Raw genomic sequence first — 16,641 nt, forward strand, 5'->3', positions numbered from 1 at the left:
CGGGGGCCGGCGTCGCATCAGGAAAAAACGGAATGAACCCGCCGGTTTTTTTCGTTTGCCCGGCGCCCGCGCGGCTGCGGCAGCAGGCAGTCGAGGAGGAACATATCGTCCGCATGGGCCTGCTCGCATCGGGCGCGGCGCATGAACTGGGCACCCCCCTCGCCCAGTTGGCCGTGGTGCTGGGAGACTGGCGGCACATGCCGCAGATCCGTAAAGACCCGACCCTGGTCGAGGAAGTCGAGGAGATGGAAGCGGCGGTAAAACGCTGCAAGTCCATCCTCACCGGCGTACTCATGTCGGCGGGCGAGGCGCGCGGCGAGGCGCCCGAAATCACCGACGTCCGCGCCTTCATCGAACATATTGCCCAGCAATGGCGCGCCGCCAATCCCGGCATGCCGCTGCGCAGCGATTTTGGCCCGCACGACTATCCCCGAATCATTGCTGATCCGGTGATCCGGCAGGCTGTCACCAACCTGCTCGACAATGCGCGGGAAGCAGGCGCGACCTATATCAACATGATGGTCAGCCGCGACAATCAGTGGCTGCACATTGCTGTGCGCGACAATGGCAAGGGCTTCAGCGCGGACATGCTGAGCGACTTCGGCAAGCCCTATCGATCGAGCAAGGGCAAGCAGGGTGGTGGCCTGGGCCTGTTCCTGGTCGTCAATGTCGTCCGTAAGCTCGGCGGGCGCGTGGATGCCAGCAATGGCGCGGAAGGCGGCGCAATGATCCAGTTGCGCCTGCCCTTCGCAACGCTGGCACTGGAGGAGGTGATCGATGCCGAGTGACAGGCAACTGCTGATCGTCGAGGACGACGAAGCCTTCGCCAAGACCCTCAAGCGCTCATTCGAGCGGCGCGGCTATGATGTTCTGCTGGCCGACAGTCTCGAAACGTTGACGGCGCTTCTTTCCGCGCACAAGCCGGGCTTCGCCGTGGTCGACCTGAAGCTCGGTCCGCAGTCGGGTCTGGCCTGCGTCCAGGCGCTCCACGCCCATGATCCGGCCATGCTGATCGTCGTGCTGACCGGCTTTGCCAGCATCGCCACGGCAGTGGAGGCAATCAAGCTGGGTGCCACAAACTATCTCGCCAAGCCGTCCAACACCGACGATATCGAGGCCGCCTTCGCCCGCTCCGGCGGCGACCCGGCCACCCCGCTCGCACCGCGCCCGACGTCGATCAAGACGCTGGAATGGGAACATATCCATGAGGTGCTGAAGGACAGCGACTTCAATATCTCCGAAGCTGCACGACGCCTCGGCATGCATCGCCGCACCCTCGCCCGCAAGCTGGCGAAGCGTCAGGTCGGCTGATCATATCGCTGGGAGACTGGAGCGGGTGAAGGGAATCGAACCCTCGTCACTTGCTTGGGAAGCAAATGCTCTACCATTGAGCTACACCCGCCTGATCCCGCGTCCATGGCCCAAGCCATGGGGCGCTGTCAACGGGACTTAATAGGGCGCGTCGGCATCCTTGGCCGGGATGGCGCCACGACGGCCGATATTCCATCCCGCCAGACGATGCCCGGCAAGCGCTGCCTCTGCCGGCATCGCGCCAGCCAGACGGGCATGCAGATAACCCGCGTTGAACGCGTCGCCTGCCCCGCTCGAATCGACGACGTCGATCAGACGCGGCGGCGCGACCAGTTCGTCGCCGACCAGACAACCCTCGCCGCCCAGCTTGACGATAATCTCCCGCCCTTCGCCCGCACCCCAGCGCGCAGCAGCATCGCGAGCATCGTCCGCTTCGCCCATCTCGACCTCATCCGCCAGCGTCGGCAGCCCGATATCGGCAATCGCGATCGCCCGGTCGCGCCAGTGCTGCGCGGTCGCGGCGTCGGGCCACAGCCGAGCGCGGTAATTGCCATCGAACGCCACCCTGCCGCCGCGCCCCTTTACGGCCTCGCACAGCGACAGGAGCGCCTCACGCCCTTCGTCGGGCAGGATCGCGAGGGTAATGAGCGAGAAATAGAGCAGGTCCGACTGCGCCGCCTGCTCCACCATCGCCGCGCTGTCCGGCAGGGCGAACATGCGCTTCGCCGCGGCCTCGCTGCGCCAATAATGGAAGGTCCGCTCGCCAAGCGCATCGGTCTCGATCGCATAGAGGCCGGGAAGGCGGCCGTCGGCAGCCAGCACCAGCGCCGTATCCACGCCCTCGGCTTCCCACTGCGCGCGCAGGTCGGCACTCATCGGGTCGGCACCAAGCGCGCTCGCCAGACGAACCTTGTCGCCAGACCGGGCCATATGCACGGCGGTATTGATGACGTCGCCGCCATAGCGCAGGTTCCAGCTGTCGCCCTGCCCCCGGCTCAGTTCCAGCATCGCTTCGCCGATGACCGTGATCGTCGCGCCTGCACCCATGCTCTTTGCCTCATCCCATCTTGGTTACCGCGCTGCGTGGTGGGCAGAGCAACCGCGCAAGTCAAGCCATCCCGCTTGTCGGCACGCACTTTCGGACCTACGGAACGTTCGCCCGCATCCGGTGTTTTTGCCTTTGGCAAAAGCGACGCTGCCGAGACGGGCGTCCTGATCGGGAATCCCATGAACACCCTTCTGTCCGACGCCAATAGCAATCGTTTCGAACTGTTGGTGCAGAGCATCACCGATTATGCCATCTACATTCTCGACCGCACTGGCATAGTCATCAGTTGGAATGCCGGGGCGCGCCGTTTCAAGGGCTATGAGGCCGAAGAAATTATCGGTCAGCATTTCTCGCGCTTCTATACTCCGGAGGAACAGGCAGCAGGCATCCCTGCCATCGCGCTGGCGACTGCCGAACATGAGGGGCGCTTCGAGGCGGAGGGATGGCGCGTCCGCAAGGATGGCTCGCGTTTCTGGGCGACGGTCGTGATCGATCCGATCCGCGATCCCGCAGGCAACCTGCTCGGCTTTGCCAAGATCACCCGCGACCTCACCGAGCGGCGAGAGGCGCAGGAGGCGCTGCGCAAGAGCGAGGAACGGTTCCGCCTGCTGGTCGAAAGCGTGACCGACTATGCCATCTACATGCTCGACCCTGTCGGCACCATCACGAGTTGGAACAGCGGCGCGGCGCGCTTCAAGGGCTATACCGCCGACGAGATAATGGGGCAGAATTTCTCCCGCTTCTATTCGGAGGAGGATCGTATCGCCGGCCTCCCGTCCCGCGCGCTTCATACTGCCGAACGGGAAGGCCGCTTTGAGGCGGAAGGCTGGCGCATCCGCAAGGACGGATCGCGCTTCTGGGCCAATGTCGTGATCGACCCGATCCGCGATTCGGGTGGCATCCTCCTCGGCTTCGCCAAGATCACCCGCGATCTGACCGAACGGCGCGAGGCACAGCGCGCGCTGGACGAGGCCCGCGACGCCATCATCCAAACCCAGAAGATGGACGCAATCGGCAAGCTGACCGGCGGCGTCGCCCATGATTTCAACAATCTGCTCGCCGTGATCGTCGGCAGCCTGGACCTGGCGCGCATGCGCCTGGCGAGCGGCGCCGACATCAGCCGCTATCTCGACAATGCCATGGCCGCCGCCGAACGCGGCGCGACCCTGACCCAGCGCATGCTTGCCTTCGCCCGGCGTCAGGAACTGAAACTGCAAAGCGTCGATTGCATCGCACTGGTGCGCGGTATGGCCGAATTGCTCCAGAGCACGATCGGCACCAGCGTGGCGATCGACACCCGTTTTCCGTTGACGCTGGCGCCCGCCCATGCCGATCCCGCGCAACTGGAACTGGCCCTGCTTAACCTGGCGGTCAACGCCCGCGACGCGATGCCCGATGGCGGCCACATCGTGATCGACGCCAGCGAAATAATGATTGGCGACGGCACGACGAACGGCCTGGCGTCTGGCTCCTATATCCGTCTGTCCGTCATCGACGAAGGCGAAGGCATGGACGCCGCCACGATCGAACGCGCACGCGAACCTTTCTTCACGACCAAGGGCATAGGCAAGGGCACCGGCCTCGGCCTTTCCATGGTCCATGGCTTTGCCCAGCAATGCGGTGGCGCGCTCGGCATTGCCAGCGAACCCGGCGCGGGTACGACGGTTTCGCTCTGGCTTCCCGTTTCGCATGCCGAACCGATCGACGAGCATGCCGGGCCGGTCGACCTGCATGCCGGCAATGCTGTCCATCTGGTTATATTGGCGGTCGACGACGATAATCTCGTCCTGATGAACACCGCCGGCATGCTGGAGGATCTGGGTCATACAGTGTTTCAGGCCAGCAGCGCCGCGGATGCGCTGCGCATGCTGGAGGAAGCCAATGTCGATCTCGTCGTCACCGACCATGCCATGCCGGGCATGACTGGTGCGCAACTGGCTGATGTGATCGAGCAAAATCACCCCGGCCTTCCAGTGATCATCATCACCGGCTTTGCCGAACTGCCGCCGCATGCCAGCGGCAGGCTACGGCTCGACAAGCCCTTCAAGCAAGCGGAACTGGCCAGGGCGGTCATGGCGGCCAGCCACGATGCGGCCTCTGGTCGACCGGTCCGTTTCACCACTCCAATCGATCACGACTGACATCGGCGTCCGGCGCGCAAGACCGGGATAGCAACGCAGCCCACGACCGCGCGGGTAATGCCTGTCACGCAACCAACACCGGGAACAGATGACTGAGTCGGCGCATCTCGTGATTTGCCGTACAACAAAAATTATTTGCGCACCCAGACAAGAAATCTCGGAAGAGTCTTGTTTTTCGTTCATTCGCGCTTGCAAGCCTGTCTTAGTTGGCCAATGGAAATTGGATAGCCCATACCCTCCAGCCGCCGCAGGACCGAATGGATATGCCGACCGTGCCGATTCCGACTTCCCATTTCTTCACGTCGCTGCGGTCGCGACTGCATTACCTCGACTGGGGCAACCCTTCGGCACCGTTGCTGATCCTGGTTCATGGCGGCTTCGATCATGCGCGAAGCTGGGACTGGACAGCGCGCGCATTGGCGAAGGACTATCATGTCATCACGCCCGATCTGCGCGGTCATGGCGACAGCGCCTGGTCGCCCGATGGCTCCTACATGATGGCGAATTTTGTCTATGATCTCGCACTGCTCGTCGACCTGCTTGGTCGCCCGCCGGTCACGATCGTCGGCCATTCGCTCGGCGGCGCGATCAGCCTGCGCTATACGGGGCTTTTCCCGGAAAATGTCAGTCGGATCGTCGCCATCGAAGGATTGGGCCTGTCACCTACTCGGCTGAAGGAAAAAGCGGAGGAAAGCGCGATCGACGGCTGGCGGCAATGGATCGACAGCCGCCGAAAGAGCGCCAGCCGCGCACCTCGGCGCTATCCCACGATCGAGGCCGCCATCGGCCGCATGCGCGAACGCAACGAGCATCTGTCGGTCGAGCAGGCCCTGCACCTTACCCGGCATGGCGTGAACCGCAACGAGGATGGCAGTTACAGCTGGAAGTTCGACCCTTATCTCAACAATGCCGCTCCGCAGGTCGGCACGGACGCAGAATTGCCTGAATTCTGGTCGCGCATCACTTGTCAGACGCTGCTCTGCCTGGGCAAGGACAGTTGGGCATCGAACCCGGCGAAGGACGGTCGCATGGCGCATTTCCGCGACGCCCGGCTGGTGGAGTTCGATGATGCGGGCCACTGGCTCCATCATGACCAGTTCGACCGCTTCATCGCCGAACTCCGCACCTTCCTGACACCCCTGGCAGCGCCAGCAGTCAACGCCGTCGTCAGGCCGTAAACCCGTCCACGGCCGCCCGATACTCAGCCTTCAGCCGGGCAATGAAATTCGCGGCGGGCTGTACCTGGTCGATCGCGCCAATGCCCTGGCCGGCGCCCCAGACGTCGCGCCATGCCTTCTTCTCACCACCGGTCAGGCTGGCAAAATCCATGTCCTTCGCTGCGGGCAGGCCGTCCGGATCCAGTCCCGACGCCACGATGCTCGGCCGTAGATAGTTGCCATGTACGCCGGTGAAGACGTCCGAATAGACGATGTCCCCCGCATTGCTGTCGACGATCATCTGCTTGTAGGCAGCTTCGGCATTAGCCTCCGCCGTCGCGATGAAGGGCGATCCCATATAGGCGAGGTCGGCACCCAACATCCGCGCCGCTGCGATCGCCCGCCCGGTCGCGATCGCGCCCGATAGCGCCAACGGCCCGTCGAACCATTGGCGGATTTCCTGGATCAGCGCAAAGGGCGACAGCGTCCCGGCATGACCACCCGCTCCAGCCGCGACGGCGATCAGTCCATCCGCACCTTTCTCTATCGCCTTCTTCGCAAAGCCATTGTTGATGACGTCATGCAGGACGATACCACCATAGCTGTGGATCGCCTGGTTCACATCCTCCCGCGCGCCAAGCGAGGTGATGACGATCGGCACCCGATATTGTACGCAGAGCTTCAGATCCTCCTCCAGGCGCGCATTGGTGCGATGCACGATCAGGTTCACGGCAAAGGGCGCGTCCTTTTCCGTCAGCGCTTCACCCAGCTGCCGGAGCCATGATTCGAACATGCCCGATGGTCGCGCATTGAGCGACGGGAATGCACCGACGATACCGCTGCGACATTGTGCAACGACCAGCTCAGGCTGCGACACGATGAACATCGGAGAACCGATCAACGGCAGCGACAGGCGATCGCGGAGCAGCGGCGGCAGGGTCATGAACGAGCATCCTCTCTTGTGCTTCGCATCGCGCTAACACCGCTCCGGCCAAGGAAAAAGCCAAAAACAACTGTATTGATGATATAATACAGCAATGCTATGACAATGGCATCCAAACGTCCCGGGAGCAGGACCGATGTATAGCGAGAGCGATCTACAGGATGCCGTAACGGCCGGTGCATTGACGCCGCAGGCCGCGCAGGCGTTGCGCGATCATGTGGCGCAATCGCGCGCCACGCCCGTGGTCGATGAGGAACATTTTCGGCTGCTCAGCGGATTCAACGATATCTTCGTGTCGATCGCCAGCGTGATTCTACTCGTGGCGCTCGGCTGGCTGGGCAATAGCCTGCGATTCGGCGCGCCCGATCATCATCCGGCCTTCATGTCCGGCCTTCTGGTTGCCGCCGCAAGTTGGGGCCTGGCCGAATATTTCACGCGTCAGCGGCGCATGGCGCTTCCCTCGATCCTGCTGCTCTGCGGCTTCGTCGGCGGTATCGCCTTCGCGCTCGGTGCGTTCGCAACGCAGATATTCCCTCGCGCGGGGGACAGTGAAGCCGCCTTGATCCTGTCCGGGATCGCGGCGCTGAGCGCGGCCGCAGCCTGGGTTCACTGGCAGCGTTTCATGGTGCCGATCACCGTTGCCGCCGGCGCCGCTGCTGCTGCCGGTGTCGTCGCTGGTCTCATCATCGCGGCCTTCCCCAACAGCGAAACCCTGCCATTCCTGCTGCTGCTCGCGTCCGGCATCGCCATTTTCCTGCTCGCCATGCGCTGGGACATGAGCGATCGCGCACGCATCACCCGCCGGTCCGATGTCGCTTTCTGGCTGCATCTCGCCGCCGCGCCGATGATCGCCCATTCGCTCTTCCATCTGCTCGGTATGCTCGACGGGGACGAAATAGGCGGCGGGCGTGCGCTTCTGGTGATTGCGCTTTATGTCGCCTTCGGCATCGTGGCACTGGCGATCGATCGCCGTGCATTGCTGGTATCAAGCCTCGCCTATGTGCTTTTCGCCCTCTACGCCCTATTCAGGCAGGCGGGCGCGGTGGAGCTGTCCTGGGCGCTCACCAGTCTCGTCATCGGGTCGGCGCTGCTTCTTCTCTCGGCACTATGGCACCACGCCCGCGCGCTGATCGTTTACGGCCTCCCCACCGCGGTGACCGATCGCCTTCCCTATCTCGACCGCGCGCCGGCGTGAAGTGGCGGGGCAGTTACGGCGCGCAGGAAGACATGGCGGCAACTCGCTATCCGCGCATCAGCGCCGATCATCCATGGAAATAGTCATAGACCTGCTGCGCCACCGCCTTTGATACGCCGGGCGCGCGTTGGAGGTCTTCCAGCGCGGCGTCGCGGACGGCACGGGCGGTGCCGAAGTGCATCAACAGCGCCTTCTTGCGCGCAGGGCCGATGCCCGGCACTTCATCCAGAGAGGAGACGGTGATCGCCTTGCTGCGCTTGGCGCGATGGGCGCCGATGGCGAAGCGGTGCGCCTCGTCACGCAGGCGCTGAAGATAGAAGAGCACCGGATGGTTGAGCGGGAAGGTGATTTCGCGGCCGTCCATCAAGTGAAAGACCTCCCGCCCCTCGCGGCCGTGATGCGGCCCTTTGGCGACGCCAATCATGCAAACATCCTCGATACCCATTTCCTCCAGCATGGTGCGTGCCGCCGATAGCTGGCCCTTGCCGCCATCGATCAGAACGAGGTCGGGCCATTCGCCGCTGTCGCGATCCGGGTCTTCCTTCTGTGCGCGGCCGAAACGGCGCTCGAACATTTCGCGCATCATCGCGAAATCGTCGTTGCTGATCTCCGGGTTCTTCATGTTGAATTTGCGATAGGCGTTCTTGCGGAAGCCCTCCGGCCCGGCAACCACCATCGCGCCCAGTGCGTGCGCACCCTGAATATGGCTGTTGTCGTAGATTTCGATCCGGTCGGGCACGCCGTCCAGCCCGAACGTCTCGACCATTTCGTCAAGGATGCGGCCCTGGCTGGTGGTTTCCGCCAGCCGCCGGTCGAGCGCCTCCACCGCGTTGCGCTGCGCCTGCTTGATGAGGCGAGTGCGGTCGCCGCGCTGGGGCACCTCGATCCGCACCTTGCTGCCGATCCGTTCGGTCAGCGCCTGCGCCATCAGTTCGCATTCGGCGGGCTCGCGATCGGTCAGGATCAGCTTGGGCGCGGGCACTTCCTCGTAGAATTGCGCCATGAAACTTTCCAGGACTTCTTCGGTCGCGACATCGGCGGTATGGACCGGGAAGAAGCTGCGATGGCCCCAATTCTGGCCGCCGCGGATGAAGAAGGCCTGGATGCACATCGCCCCGCCCTTCTCCGCCAGCGCGAAGATGTCGGCATCGCCCAGCCCTTCGGCATTGATCGCCTGCGAGCCCTGAATGAAGGTCAGCGCCTTGAGCCGGTCGCGAATGACGGCGGCCTGCTCGAAATCCAGCGATTCCGCCGCCTGCTCCATCGCCGCGCCCAGCTTCTTCTGCACGGCGGTCGACTTGCCGCCGAGGAAATCCTGCGCGTCCTTGACCAGTTCGGCATAGCCACCCTCATCGATGCGATCGACGCAAGGGGCCGAGCAGCGCTTGATCTGATAGAGCAGGCAGGGACGCGAGCGGTTGGAAAAAAAGCTGTCGGTGCAGGACCGCAGCAGGAACAACTTTTGCAGCGCGTTGATGGTGCGCGTCACCGATCCGGCGCTCGCGAAGGGACCATAATAGCGGCCCTTATATTTGCGCGCGCCGCGATGCTTCTGAACGCGGGGGAAGGCATGGTCGTCGCGCAGCAGGATGAAGGGGAAGCTTTTGTCGTCGCGCAGCAGGACGTTGTAGGGCGGGCGGTAGCGCTTGATGAGTTGCGCCTCCAGCAACAGCGCCTCGGCCTCGCTGTTGGTGGTGACGATGGTCATGCTGCGCGTCTGGGCGACCATACGCTGGAGCCGCTTGGGCAGGCGATCGACCTGCGTATAGTTGGCAACGCGGTTTTTCAGCGCGCGCGCCTTGCCGACATAGAGGACGTCGCCGCGCGCATCGTGCATGCGGTAAACGCCGGGACGGGTCGGCAGGGTCTTCAGCGTCGTGCGGATCGCCTCCACGCCCGTATCGATATCGGGCTGGCTGCCGGTGACGGTGTAGGTCGCCTTGTCTTCGTTGAAACGGTCGGGGGATTGCGGCTGCGACATGAGCGCAGAGATAGCGGCGCTGACGGCGATCGCAAGCGTGCCTGTTAGCCCGTCATCAATCATTCATGATCCAGATTCATGACTGTTGTGAGCAAGCCGTATCTAATCGAGCGAGCATCCCATTCCTACATAGAGTGAAGACGCCCATGTCCGTGGCCGTCCAATTCAAAACAGAACAGATTGAAGACGGCGTCCCGTTCCCGCTTCGCACGATGCTGCGCATCGGTGCAGGATTCCCGATCTTCCCCCTTTCCATCGTTCTTCCAGAAGGGAATATCATGGCCGTCAAAGCCTATGGCGCACATGCCGCCGACAAGCCGCTCGAATCCCTCGACATCGAGCGCCGCTCCGTCGGCGCGAACGACGTGCAGATCGCTATCGCCTATTGCGGCGTCTGCCATTCCGATCTTCATCAGGTCCGCTCCGAATGGGACGGCACCCTCTACCCCTGCGTTCCCGGCCACGAGATCGTCGGCCATGTCACCGCCATCGGCGGCGATGTGACCAAGTTCAAGGTCGGCGACACGGTCGGCGTCGGCTGCATGGTCGACAGCTGCCAGCATTGCCCGGCCTGCGACGAGGGGCTGGAGCAATATTGCGAGAATGGTTTCGTCGGCACCTATAACGGCCCGACTGCCGATGCCCCCGGCCATACGCTGGGCGGCTATTCGCAGAGCATCGTCGTCAAGGACGATTTCGTGCTGAAGATCAGCCACGCGCCCGAACAGCTTGCCGCCGTGGCGCCCCTGCTCTGCGCCGGCATCACCACCTGGTCGCCGCTGCGCCACTGGAAGGTCGGACCGGGGCAGAAGGTTGGCATCGTCGGCATCGGCGGCCTCGGCCATATGGGCGTCAAGCTGGCCCACGCCATGGGTGCACATGTCGTCGCCTTCACCACGTCCGATTCCAAGCGGCAGGACGCCCTGGACCTGGGCGCGGACGAAGTGGTGGTGTCGCGCAACGCCGAGGAAATGGCCGCGCATGCGAACAGCTTCGACTTCATCCTGAACACGGTCGCGGCCAGCCATGACCTCGACGCCTTCACCGCGCTGCTGAAGCGGGACGGGACGCTGACATTGGTAGGCGTACCGGAACATGCGCATCCCTCGCCCAATGTCGCTGCGCTGATCTTCAAGCGCCGCTCGATCGCCGGGTCGTTGATCGGCGGCATTGCAGAAACGCAGGAAATGCTCGATTTCTGTGCAGAAAAGGGCATTACCGCCGAGATCGAGATGATCGCGATCCAGGAGATCGAGACCGCTTATGCGCGGATGCAGAAGAGCGACGTGAAATATCGCTTCGTGATCGACAACGCCACATTGGCGGCGTGAGGAAAACGCGGGCGGCTCCGGAAGGGTCCGCCCGCTTCATGTCAGCCGTTGCGGTGCGGGCCGAAGAAGATCACCGCAGCGCCGATCAGACTGAGCGACGCGCCAGCCACATCCCAGCGATCGGGCCAGACGCCTTCGACCAGCCATAGCCACATCAGGGCGGACAGAATGTAGATGCCGCCATAGGCCGCATAGGCGCGGCCCGCCTGCGACGTGTCCACCAGCGTCAGCAACCAGGCAAACAGGATCAGCGACGCGCAGCCGGGCGCCAGCCAGAGCGCGGAATGTCCCGAACGGAGCCAGGCCCAGAAGGCGAAGCATCCGGCGATTTCCGCAAGCGCGGCAGCGACATAGATGGCGGCGGACAACATGGCCCGGCTGTATCAAGCCGGTATCGACCTGTCTGCCCCGAAGCCGCGTTAGTCCTCGACGATGCGCAGTAGCTTGCGCTCGACCGGAGCCAGCACATTCTGCAAGTCTTGACCGCGCTTCAAAATATGCCCGCCCTCACCCACCAGCGCCCACATGCCCTGCCGATGGCGCAGCGCGGGGCGCTTTTCGATGCGATATTCGGGACGCTCGGCGGAGCGACGGAAGGCACTGAAGATCGCGGCGTCCCGCCCCATGTCCATGGCATAGTCACGCCAGTGGCCAGCCGACACCATCCGGCCGTACAAATCCATGATGCGCTGCAATTCCAGCCGGTCGAAGCCCACCTGTCCGGGCGTGGCCGCAGGGAACGGCGTCACATTGGTCATCAGGCCCGGCCACGCTCCTTGAATAGAGCGCCGGGTTCAGGCACTTCCGGCTTCTGCCGTTCGGCCATCAGTTCCGCCAGACGCTTCTGCAACTGCTCGACTTCACACTGGAGCATTTCCAGCTTCTGCTTTTCCGGGTCGAAACAGTCCGAGCAGGGCGTACCGTATGGCAGGAAGTCCCGCTGATAGGCGGTAACGTCGACCAGCATCTGACGGGCGGGAATGCCGACCATGGTGGCGGCTTCGGGCACGTCCTTGGTCACGACGGCGTTAGCGCCGACGCGGGCGCGAGCGCCGACCTGCACCGGACCGAGCACCTGCGCACCTGATCCGATGATCACGCCATTATGCAGCGTCGGATGCCGCTTTCCGGCGATGCCGTTGGCCGGATCGGTGCCACCCAGCGTCACATTCTGGTAGAGCGTGACGTCATCGCCGATCTCCGCGGTCTCGCCGATCACGGTGAAGCCATGGTCGATGAAGAAGCGCTTGCCGATCGTCGCGCCGGGATGAATGTCATTGCCGGTCAGGAAACGCGACATATGGTTCACCGCGCGGGCAAGGAAGAAGAGGCGGGCACGATAGAGGCGGTGCGCCACGCGATGAAAGGCCAGTGACCAGACGCCCGGATAGAGCAGGATTTCCGCGCGGGATCGGGGCGCGGGATCGCGCGCCTTCACCGAATCGAGATAAGCAACAAGATTGCGCAGCATGCCCGCGTCCCTGAATAATCTTCCCTGACGCTGCCTACATAAGGCCATGGCCGGATTTTTTCCAGACTAGCGCGAATATCCGCTTCTGCCCCAGAAAGGGATTCTTGCTTTGCAATCCAAGATATGCCTATCACTGAGGTAGACAATCAAACCAAAGGATAACGGATGATTGACGCCTTTTTCGCCCATTTCGGCGACATTCTTCCCTTCATCCTGATTGGTTTTGGCGCCCAGATGATCGATGGCGCGCTCGGCATGGCCTATGGCGTGATTTCCAGCACCCTGCTGCTGGCACTGGGCGTGCCGCCCAGCCGCGCATCCGCCAGCGTCCATGCGGCGGAAACCTTCACCACCGGTGTGTCCGCCATCAGTCATATTCTTCATCGCAACGTCGACTGGAAACTGTTTTCCCGGCTGATTATCCCCGGCGTGATCGGCGGCGTGGCGGGCGCCTATCTTCTGTCGAACATCGATAGCAGCGTCATCAAGCCCTTCATCCAGATCTACCTGGCGTCGATCGGCGTCTATTTGATCTGGCGCGGCTTTCACCTGCCGCCCAAGCCGCGCGACCCCAAATGGGTGACGCCGCTCGGCCTGGTCGGTGGCTTCATGGATGCCACCGGCGGCGGTGGCTGGGGACCGGTGGTGACGTCGAACCTGTTGATCCAGGGGTCCAGCCCGCGCCACACCATAGGCACGGTCAACACCGTGGAATTCATCCTGACCACATCGATCAGCATCACCTTCCTGCTGCATCTGGGTTGGGAAACCTTCACCACCTATACGCTCGGCCTGCTGATCGGCGGCGTTGTAGCCGCGCCCTTCGGCGCCATGCTCGCCCGCCATGTCGCGCCGCGCGTACTCTTCTCGGCCGTCGGCGTGATCCTGACCCTGACGTCGCTGTTCGGTGTCGGCAAATGGCTTGGATATATTGGCTGAACCACTTATATTCGGCTTTCTGATTGAGGAAGCCGATAAATGTCCAGTTACCTGCCCACGCTGAAACAGCTGCAATATCTGGTTGCGCTCAAGGAGCAGGGCCATTTCGGCAAGGCCGCCGACGGCTGTTTCGTGACCCAGTCGACCCTGTCGGCGGGCATACGCGAACTGGAATCGCTGATCGGCATCACATTGGTGGAGCGCACCCGCCGCGTGGTGCGCTTCACGGCCCTGGGCGACCGAATCGTGGAAAAGGCGCACCGCGTCCTGCGCGAGGCGGAGGAACTGGCCGCCATTGCAGAAGCCTCCGGCAAGCCGCTGACCGGCGAACTGCGCATGAGCGTGATCCCGACAATCGCGCCCTTCCTCCTGCCTCGCCTGCTGCCCCGCCTGCGCGCCGAGCGACCGGAGTTGAAGCTCTATCTGCGCGAGGAAACCAGCCAGGCCGCGATCGAATCGCTGCGTCACGGCAATGTCGATTGCGTGCTGCTTGCCCTACCCTTCCCCATGGGCGAACTGGACAGCGAAATCCTGTTCCAGGACCGGCTCTATGTGGCTTTCCCCAAGGACGAACCCAGCAATCCGCCCGAATGGATCAAGCCGGGCATGATCGATGAAAGCAAGCTGTTGCTGCTGGAGGACGGCCATTGCCTGAAGGATCATGCGCTGGCGGCGTGCAACCGGCCGGACCTGCGCGCCAGCGCGACCATGATGGGCACCTCGCTCCACACGCTGATCCAGATGGTCGACAATGGGCTGGGTGTGACGATGATCCCCGAAATGGCGATTGCGGGCGGCATATTGGAGCATACCAAGATCACCGCGCGCCCGCTGGAGTCTGAACGCTCCTTCCGCGACATCGCGCTAGTGTGGCGCAAGAACAGCCCGCGCGAGAAGGAATTCCACATGCTCGCGGAGATTTTGCGGGATGCAGCGGCGATCAGTTGCCGGTTGCCGGAAGCGGCTTAGACCGTACTGCGTTAAATCTGACGCGGGGCCCACGCTCGACCTTTTGCTGTCACATCATTTTAAGCGGAGCAGACCTTCAGCTCCGCACGATGCTCTAGCTGTCCCACCCCTTCGCCTTTGCCGCATCCTCGGCGCGGGCTTCGACCCATGCCGTCGCACCGTTTTCGAAATGCTCCTTCTTCCAGAAGGGCGCTTCCGATTTCAGCCAGTCGATGAGGAAGGCGCAGCTTTCCAGCGCCGCCGTGCGATGGCGGGATGCGGTGCCAACGAAAACGATGCGCGCGCCCGGCTCCAACCGGCCGTAGCGATGAATGACGCTAACCCCCAGTAGCGGCCACCGCGTCATGGCATCCTCCACGATCCGTTTAACCTGTGCCTGCGTCATGGCGGGATAATGTTCCAGTTCCAGCGCAAGCAAGCCGCCCTCGCCGCGCACCACACCGGTGAAGCTGGCTACGCCGCCGCCGCCCTTTGCTTCCAGCACAGCCAACTCAGCGGCAACGTCGAAATCTTCCGATTGGATCGCGATCCGTTTCATCCGCCCGTCACCGGCGGGAAGAGCGCCACTTCGCGGGCATCGCCGATCGGAGTGTCGAGCGACACGAATCGCTGGTCGATCGCCGCGCGCAGTCGGGCCGGATCGCCCAGCGCCTCGGCATAGCCGCCACCGCGCGCCGCCAGAGACTCGACGAGGTCGGCGACCGTAGCGTTCGGACCGGGCCGTTCGACCTGTTCCTCGTCTTGCCCGATCGCCTCACGCACCCAAGCGAAATAAACGATCGTCAACATAGCTCAGTCCATGTGCCGGATGCCGACGCGCAGATAGTCCCAGCCCGTGATGAGCGTCAGGATGGCGGCGGCCCAGAGGGTGATAATACCCACCATTTGCACGAAGGGGAATTGCGGCACGGCGCCCGCCAGGATCAGCGCGCCCAGAGCGATGATCTGGAAGGTCGTCTTCCACTTGGCGAGGCGCGACACCGGCACGGACACCTGAAGCCCGGCAAGAAATTCCCGCAGTCCGGACACGGCAATCTCGCGCAGCAGGATGATCATCGCAGCAACGATGTGCATCCCGGCAATGTCGCGCGTCGCGGCCAGCATCAGGATGACTGCACCGACCATGATCTTGTCGGCGATCGGATCGAGAAAGACGCCTAGCTTTGACACCGTTCCCTGCGCGCGCGCCAGATAACCGTCGAAATAGTCGGTCACGCCCATCAGGCAATAAAGGCCGAACGCAAGCGCATAACCGGTAGTCCAGCGGGCGCCGACATCGGCCGGCCAAAGCAGGGCGACGAGCAACGGCACCGTCAGGATGCGCGAAAGCGTCAGCAAATTGGGGAGCGTCAGCATGGCCGCGACCTGCCACAGACTGGGACGCGGCACAAGCGAGGCGATGCAAGCATTGGACAGGGACGCCGCCAACCGCTAGACCCCGCCCCGGTCGCTAACGGGAAAGAAGACCCCCTTATCCATGCAAGCCTCTCTCAGGCTCCTGAACAAGCGCCGTTTTCTGCCGCTTTTCATCACCCAGTTGCTGGGCGCATTCAACGACAATCTGTTCAAGAATGCGATGGTGCTGTTCGTCGTCTATCAGGTCTATAATGACGAACGGTCCGAAACCTGGTTCAGCGCGCTGGCCACGGGCCTGTTCATCCTGCCCTTCTTCCTGCTGTCCGCGCTGTCGGGTCAACTCGCCGACCAGCGTGACAAGGCGGTCATCATCCGCTGGGTGAAGACCGCGGAAATTGCCATCATGGCGGTCGGCGCGGTCGGTCTCGCCCTGATCTGGAGTGGAATCGCCATCCATACGCTGGCGATCCCGCTGTTGCTGGCGGCGCTGTTCGCCATGGGCATCCATTCGACCTTCTTCGGCCCGATCAAATACGCGATCCTGCCCCAGCATCTGCACGATGATGAAGTGCTGGGCGGTACTGGCCTGGTCGAGGCGGGCACCTATATCGCGATTCTCGCCGGCACCATCCTGGCCGGCATCATCCCGGTGGAGATGGCCGCCATCGGCATCATCGTCACGGCGCTGATCGGCTATGTTGCCGGGCGCAAGGTTCCCTCCGCGCCGTCGCTGCTCGAAAAGCAGCCGATCGATTTTCACATCATCCGGTCGTCGGTCACGCTGGTGCGCGGGACGATG

At 63.1% G+C, this 16,641-nt stretch carries 16 protein-coding genes, 1 tRNA gene and 2 pseudogenes; 9 read left to right on the top strand and 10 right to left on the bottom strand.

Annotated features, from left to right (window positions below; genetic code table 11):
• Positions 1–68: 68 nt before the first annotated feature.
• A pseudogene (locus tag VMR39_RS27990) lies at positions 69–788 on the top strand (sensor histidine kinase); the annotation flags it as partial.
• The gene (locus VMR39_RS27995; protein WP_325421410.1) at positions 778–1,311 is read left to right on the top strand and encodes a response regulator transcription factor; all 534 of its coding nucleotides are present in this window, start codon (positions 778–780) and stop codon (positions 1,309–1,311) included. The pseudogene VMR39_RS27990 and the gene VMR39_RS27995, both read left to right, overlap by 11 nt.
• A 17-nt stretch (positions 1,312–1,328) precedes the next feature.
• Here VMR39_RS27995 and VMR39_RS28000 read toward each other — a convergent pair.
• Together VMR39_RS28000 and VMR39_RS28005 are read right to left on the bottom strand one after the other, a co-directional pair.
• Positions 1,329–1,402: transfer RNA gene (locus VMR39_RS28000), tRNA-Gly, on the bottom strand.
• A 47-nt stretch (positions 1,403–1,449) separates the two neighbouring features.
• Positions 1,450–2,358, bottom strand: coding sequence for a sugar kinase (locus VMR39_RS28005; protein ID WP_325421412.1), 909 nt, complete (start codon positions 2,356–2,358; stop codon positions 1,450–1,452).
• A 180-nt stretch (positions 2,359–2,538) separates the two neighbouring features.
• Here VMR39_RS28005 and VMR39_RS28010 point away from each other — a divergent pair, with 180 nt between their 5' ends.
• Complete coding sequence (locus tag VMR39_RS28010; RefSeq protein WP_325421414.1) at positions 2,539–4,500, top strand: PAS domain S-box protein; 1,962 nt, start codon at positions 2,539–2,541, stop codon at positions 4,498–4,500.
• A 257-nt stretch (positions 4,501–4,757) separates the two neighbouring features.
• Positions 4,758–5,678, top strand: a complete 921-nt coding sequence (locus VMR39_RS28015; RefSeq protein WP_325421416.1) for an alpha/beta hydrolase — start codon at positions 4,758–4,760, stop codon at positions 5,676–5,678.
• Here the strand turns inward: VMR39_RS28015 and VMR39_RS28020 are convergent.
• Positions 5,668–6,600: a nitronate monooxygenase family protein gene (locus VMR39_RS28020; protein ID WP_325421417.1), complete on the bottom strand. Its 933-nt coding sequence runs from the start codon at positions 6,598–6,600 to the stop codon at positions 5,668–5,670. The two genes, VMR39_RS28015 and VMR39_RS28020, sit on opposite strands and share 11 nt — an antisense overlap.
• 136 nt (positions 6,601–6,736) lie before the next feature.
• On the opposite strand from VMR39_RS28020, the gene VMR39_RS28025 reads away from it, so the two are divergent.
• On the top strand, positions 6,737–7,795 hold the full coding sequence (locus tag VMR39_RS28025) for a hypothetical protein (RefSeq protein ID WP_325421419.1): 1,059 nt from the start codon (positions 6,737–6,739) through the stop codon (positions 7,793–7,795).
• A gap of 67 nt (positions 7,796–7,862) precedes the next feature.
• Here VMR39_RS28025 and uvrC read toward each other — a convergent pair whose 3' ends face one another.
• A complete protein-coding gene (gene uvrC / locus VMR39_RS28030; protein ID WP_325421438.1) occupies positions 7,863–9,776 on the bottom strand; it encodes an excinuclease ABC subunit UvrC in 1,914 nt (637 codons plus the stop codon).
• Positions 9,777–10,054: 278 nt separating this feature from the next.
• Between uvrC and VMR39_RS28035 the strand changes: the two genes are divergently transcribed.
• The gene (locus VMR39_RS28035; RefSeq protein WP_325421421.1) at positions 10,055–11,107 is read left to right on the top strand and encodes an NAD(P)-dependent alcohol dehydrogenase; all 1,053 of its coding nucleotides are present in this window, start codon (positions 10,055–10,057) and stop codon (positions 11,105–11,107) included.
• A gap of 41 nt (positions 11,108–11,148) precedes the next feature.
• Here VMR39_RS28035 and VMR39_RS28040 read toward each other — a convergent pair whose 3' ends face one another.
• From VMR39_RS28040 to epsC, 3 genes are read right to left on the bottom strand one after another with little or no spacing between them, the layout of a single operon-like run.
• The gene (locus VMR39_RS28040; RefSeq protein ID WP_325421423.1) at positions 11,149–11,478 is read right to left on the bottom strand and encodes a YnfA family protein; all 330 of its coding nucleotides are present in this window, start codon (positions 11,476–11,478) and stop codon (positions 11,149–11,151) included.
• Positions 11,479–11,526: 48 nt separating this feature from the next.
• Positions 11,527–11,865, bottom strand: coding sequence for a DUF2794 domain-containing protein (locus VMR39_RS28045; RefSeq protein ID WP_325421425.1), 339 nt, complete (start codon positions 11,863–11,865; stop codon positions 11,527–11,529).
• A complete protein-coding gene (epsC, locus tag VMR39_RS28050; protein ID WP_325421427.1) occupies positions 11,865–12,578 on the bottom strand; it encodes a serine O-acetyltransferase EpsC in 714 nt (237 codons plus the stop codon). The genes VMR39_RS28045 and epsC overlap by 1 nt, the downstream gene beginning before the upstream one ends.
• A 165-nt stretch (positions 12,579–12,743) precedes the next feature.
• On the opposite strand from epsC, the gene VMR39_RS28055 reads away from it, so the two are divergent.
• On the top strand, positions 12,744–13,517 hold the full coding sequence (locus tag VMR39_RS28055) for a sulfite exporter TauE/SafE family protein (protein ID WP_325421429.1): 774 nt from the start codon (positions 12,744–12,746) through the stop codon (positions 13,515–13,517).
• A 39-nt stretch (positions 13,518–13,556) separates the two neighbouring features.
• A complete protein-coding gene (locus VMR39_RS28060) occupies positions 13,557–14,486 on the top strand; it encodes a hydrogen peroxide-inducible genes activator (RefSeq protein WP_325421432.1) in 930 nt (309 codons plus the stop codon).
• A gap of 94 nt (positions 14,487–14,580) precedes the next feature.
• Here the strand turns inward: VMR39_RS28060 and VMR39_RS28065 are convergent, their stop codons facing one another.
• Genes VMR39_RS28065 through pgsA form a run of 3 tightly spaced genes read right to left on the bottom strand, consistent with a single transcriptional unit; the run spans position 14,581 to position 15,842 of the window.
• Positions 14,581–15,024 (bottom strand): molybdenum cofactor biosynthesis protein MoaE, encoded by a 444-nt coding sequence (locus VMR39_RS28065; RefSeq protein ID WP_325421434.1) that lies wholly within the window; start codon positions 15,022–15,024, stop codon positions 14,581–14,583.
• Positions 15,021–15,275 carry a molybdopterin converting factor subunit 1 gene (moaD, locus tag VMR39_RS28070; protein WP_325421436.1) on the bottom strand — a complete coding sequence of 85 codons (255 nt, stop codon included), beginning with the start codon at positions 15,273–15,275 and terminating at the stop codon, positions 15,021–15,023. Before moaD ends, VMR39_RS28065 begins: the two co-directional genes overlap by 4 nt.
• 3 nt (positions 15,276–15,278) lie before the next feature.
• Positions 15,279–15,842: a CDP-diacylglycerol--glycerol-3-phosphate 3-phosphatidyltransferase gene (pgsA, locus tag VMR39_RS28075; protein WP_325421440.1), complete on the bottom strand. Its 564-nt coding sequence runs from the start codon at positions 15,840–15,842 to the stop codon at positions 15,279–15,281.
• A 121-nt stretch (positions 15,843–15,963) separates the two neighbouring features.
• On the opposite strand from pgsA, the pseudogene VMR39_RS28080 reads away from it, so the two are divergent.
• Positions 15,964–16,641: pseudogene (locus VMR39_RS28080) on the top strand (MFS transporter); the annotation flags it as partial.

The organism is Sphingobium sp., assembly GCF_035511395.1.
In the GTDB taxonomy this organism is placed as follows: Bacteria; Pseudomonadota; Alphaproteobacteria; order Sphingomonadales; family Sphingomonadaceae; genus Sphingobium.

Coding starts and splice junctions, on each gene's coding strand:
- VMR39_RS27995 (WP_325421410.1), top strand. CDS start 778: ATGCCGAGTGACAGGCAACTGCTGATCGTCGAGGACGACGAAGCCTTC.
- VMR39_RS28005 (WP_325421412.1), bottom strand. CDS start 2,358: ATGGGTGCAGGCGCGACGATCACGGTCATCGGCGAAGCGATGCTGGAA.
- VMR39_RS28010 (WP_325421414.1), top strand. CDS start 2,539: ATGAACACCCTTCTGTCCGACGCCAATAGCAATCGTTTCGAACTGTTG.
- VMR39_RS28015 (WP_325421416.1), top strand. CDS start 4,758: ATGGATATGCCGACCGTGCCGATTCCGACTTCCCATTTCTTCACGTCG.
- VMR39_RS28020 (WP_325421417.1), bottom strand. CDS start 6,600: ATGACCCTGCCGCCGCTGCTCCGCGATCGCCTGTCGCTGCCGTTGATC.
- VMR39_RS28025 (WP_325421419.1), top strand. CDS start 6,737: ATGTATAGCGAGAGCGATCTACAGGATGCCGTAACGGCCGGTGCATTG.
- uvrC (WP_325421438.1), bottom strand. CDS start 9,776: ATGTCGCAGCCGCAATCCCCCGACCGTTTCAACGAAGACAAGGCGACC.
- VMR39_RS28035 (WP_325421421.1), top strand. CDS start 10,055: ATGGCCGTCAAAGCCTATGGCGCACATGCCGCCGACAAGCCGCTCGAA.
- VMR39_RS28040 (WP_325421423.1), bottom strand. CDS start 11,478: ATGTTGTCCGCCGCCATCTATGTCGCTGCCGCGCTTGCGGAAATCGCC.
- VMR39_RS28045 (WP_325421425.1), bottom strand. CDS start 11,865: ATGACCAATGTGACGCCGTTCCCTGCGGCCACGCCCGGACAGGTGGGC.
- epsC (WP_325421427.1), bottom strand. CDS start 12,578: ATGCTGCGCAATCTTGTTGCTTATCTCGATTCGGTGAAGGCGCGCGAT.
- VMR39_RS28055 (WP_325421429.1), top strand. CDS start 12,744: ATGATTGACGCCTTTTTCGCCCATTTCGGCGACATTCTTCCCTTCATC.
- VMR39_RS28060 (WP_325421432.1), top strand. CDS start 13,557: ATGTCCAGTTACCTGCCCACGCTGAAACAGCTGCAATATCTGGTTGCG.
- VMR39_RS28065 (WP_325421434.1), bottom strand. CDS start 15,024: ATGAAACGGATCGCGATCCAATCGGAAGATTTCGACGTTGCCGCTGAG.
- moaD (WP_325421436.1), bottom strand. CDS start 15,275: ATGTTGACGATCGTTTATTTCGCTTGGGTGCGTGAGGCGATCGGGCAA.
- pgsA (WP_325421440.1), bottom strand. CDS start 15,842: ATGCTGACGCTCCCCAATTTGCTGACGCTTTCGCGCATCCTGACGGTG.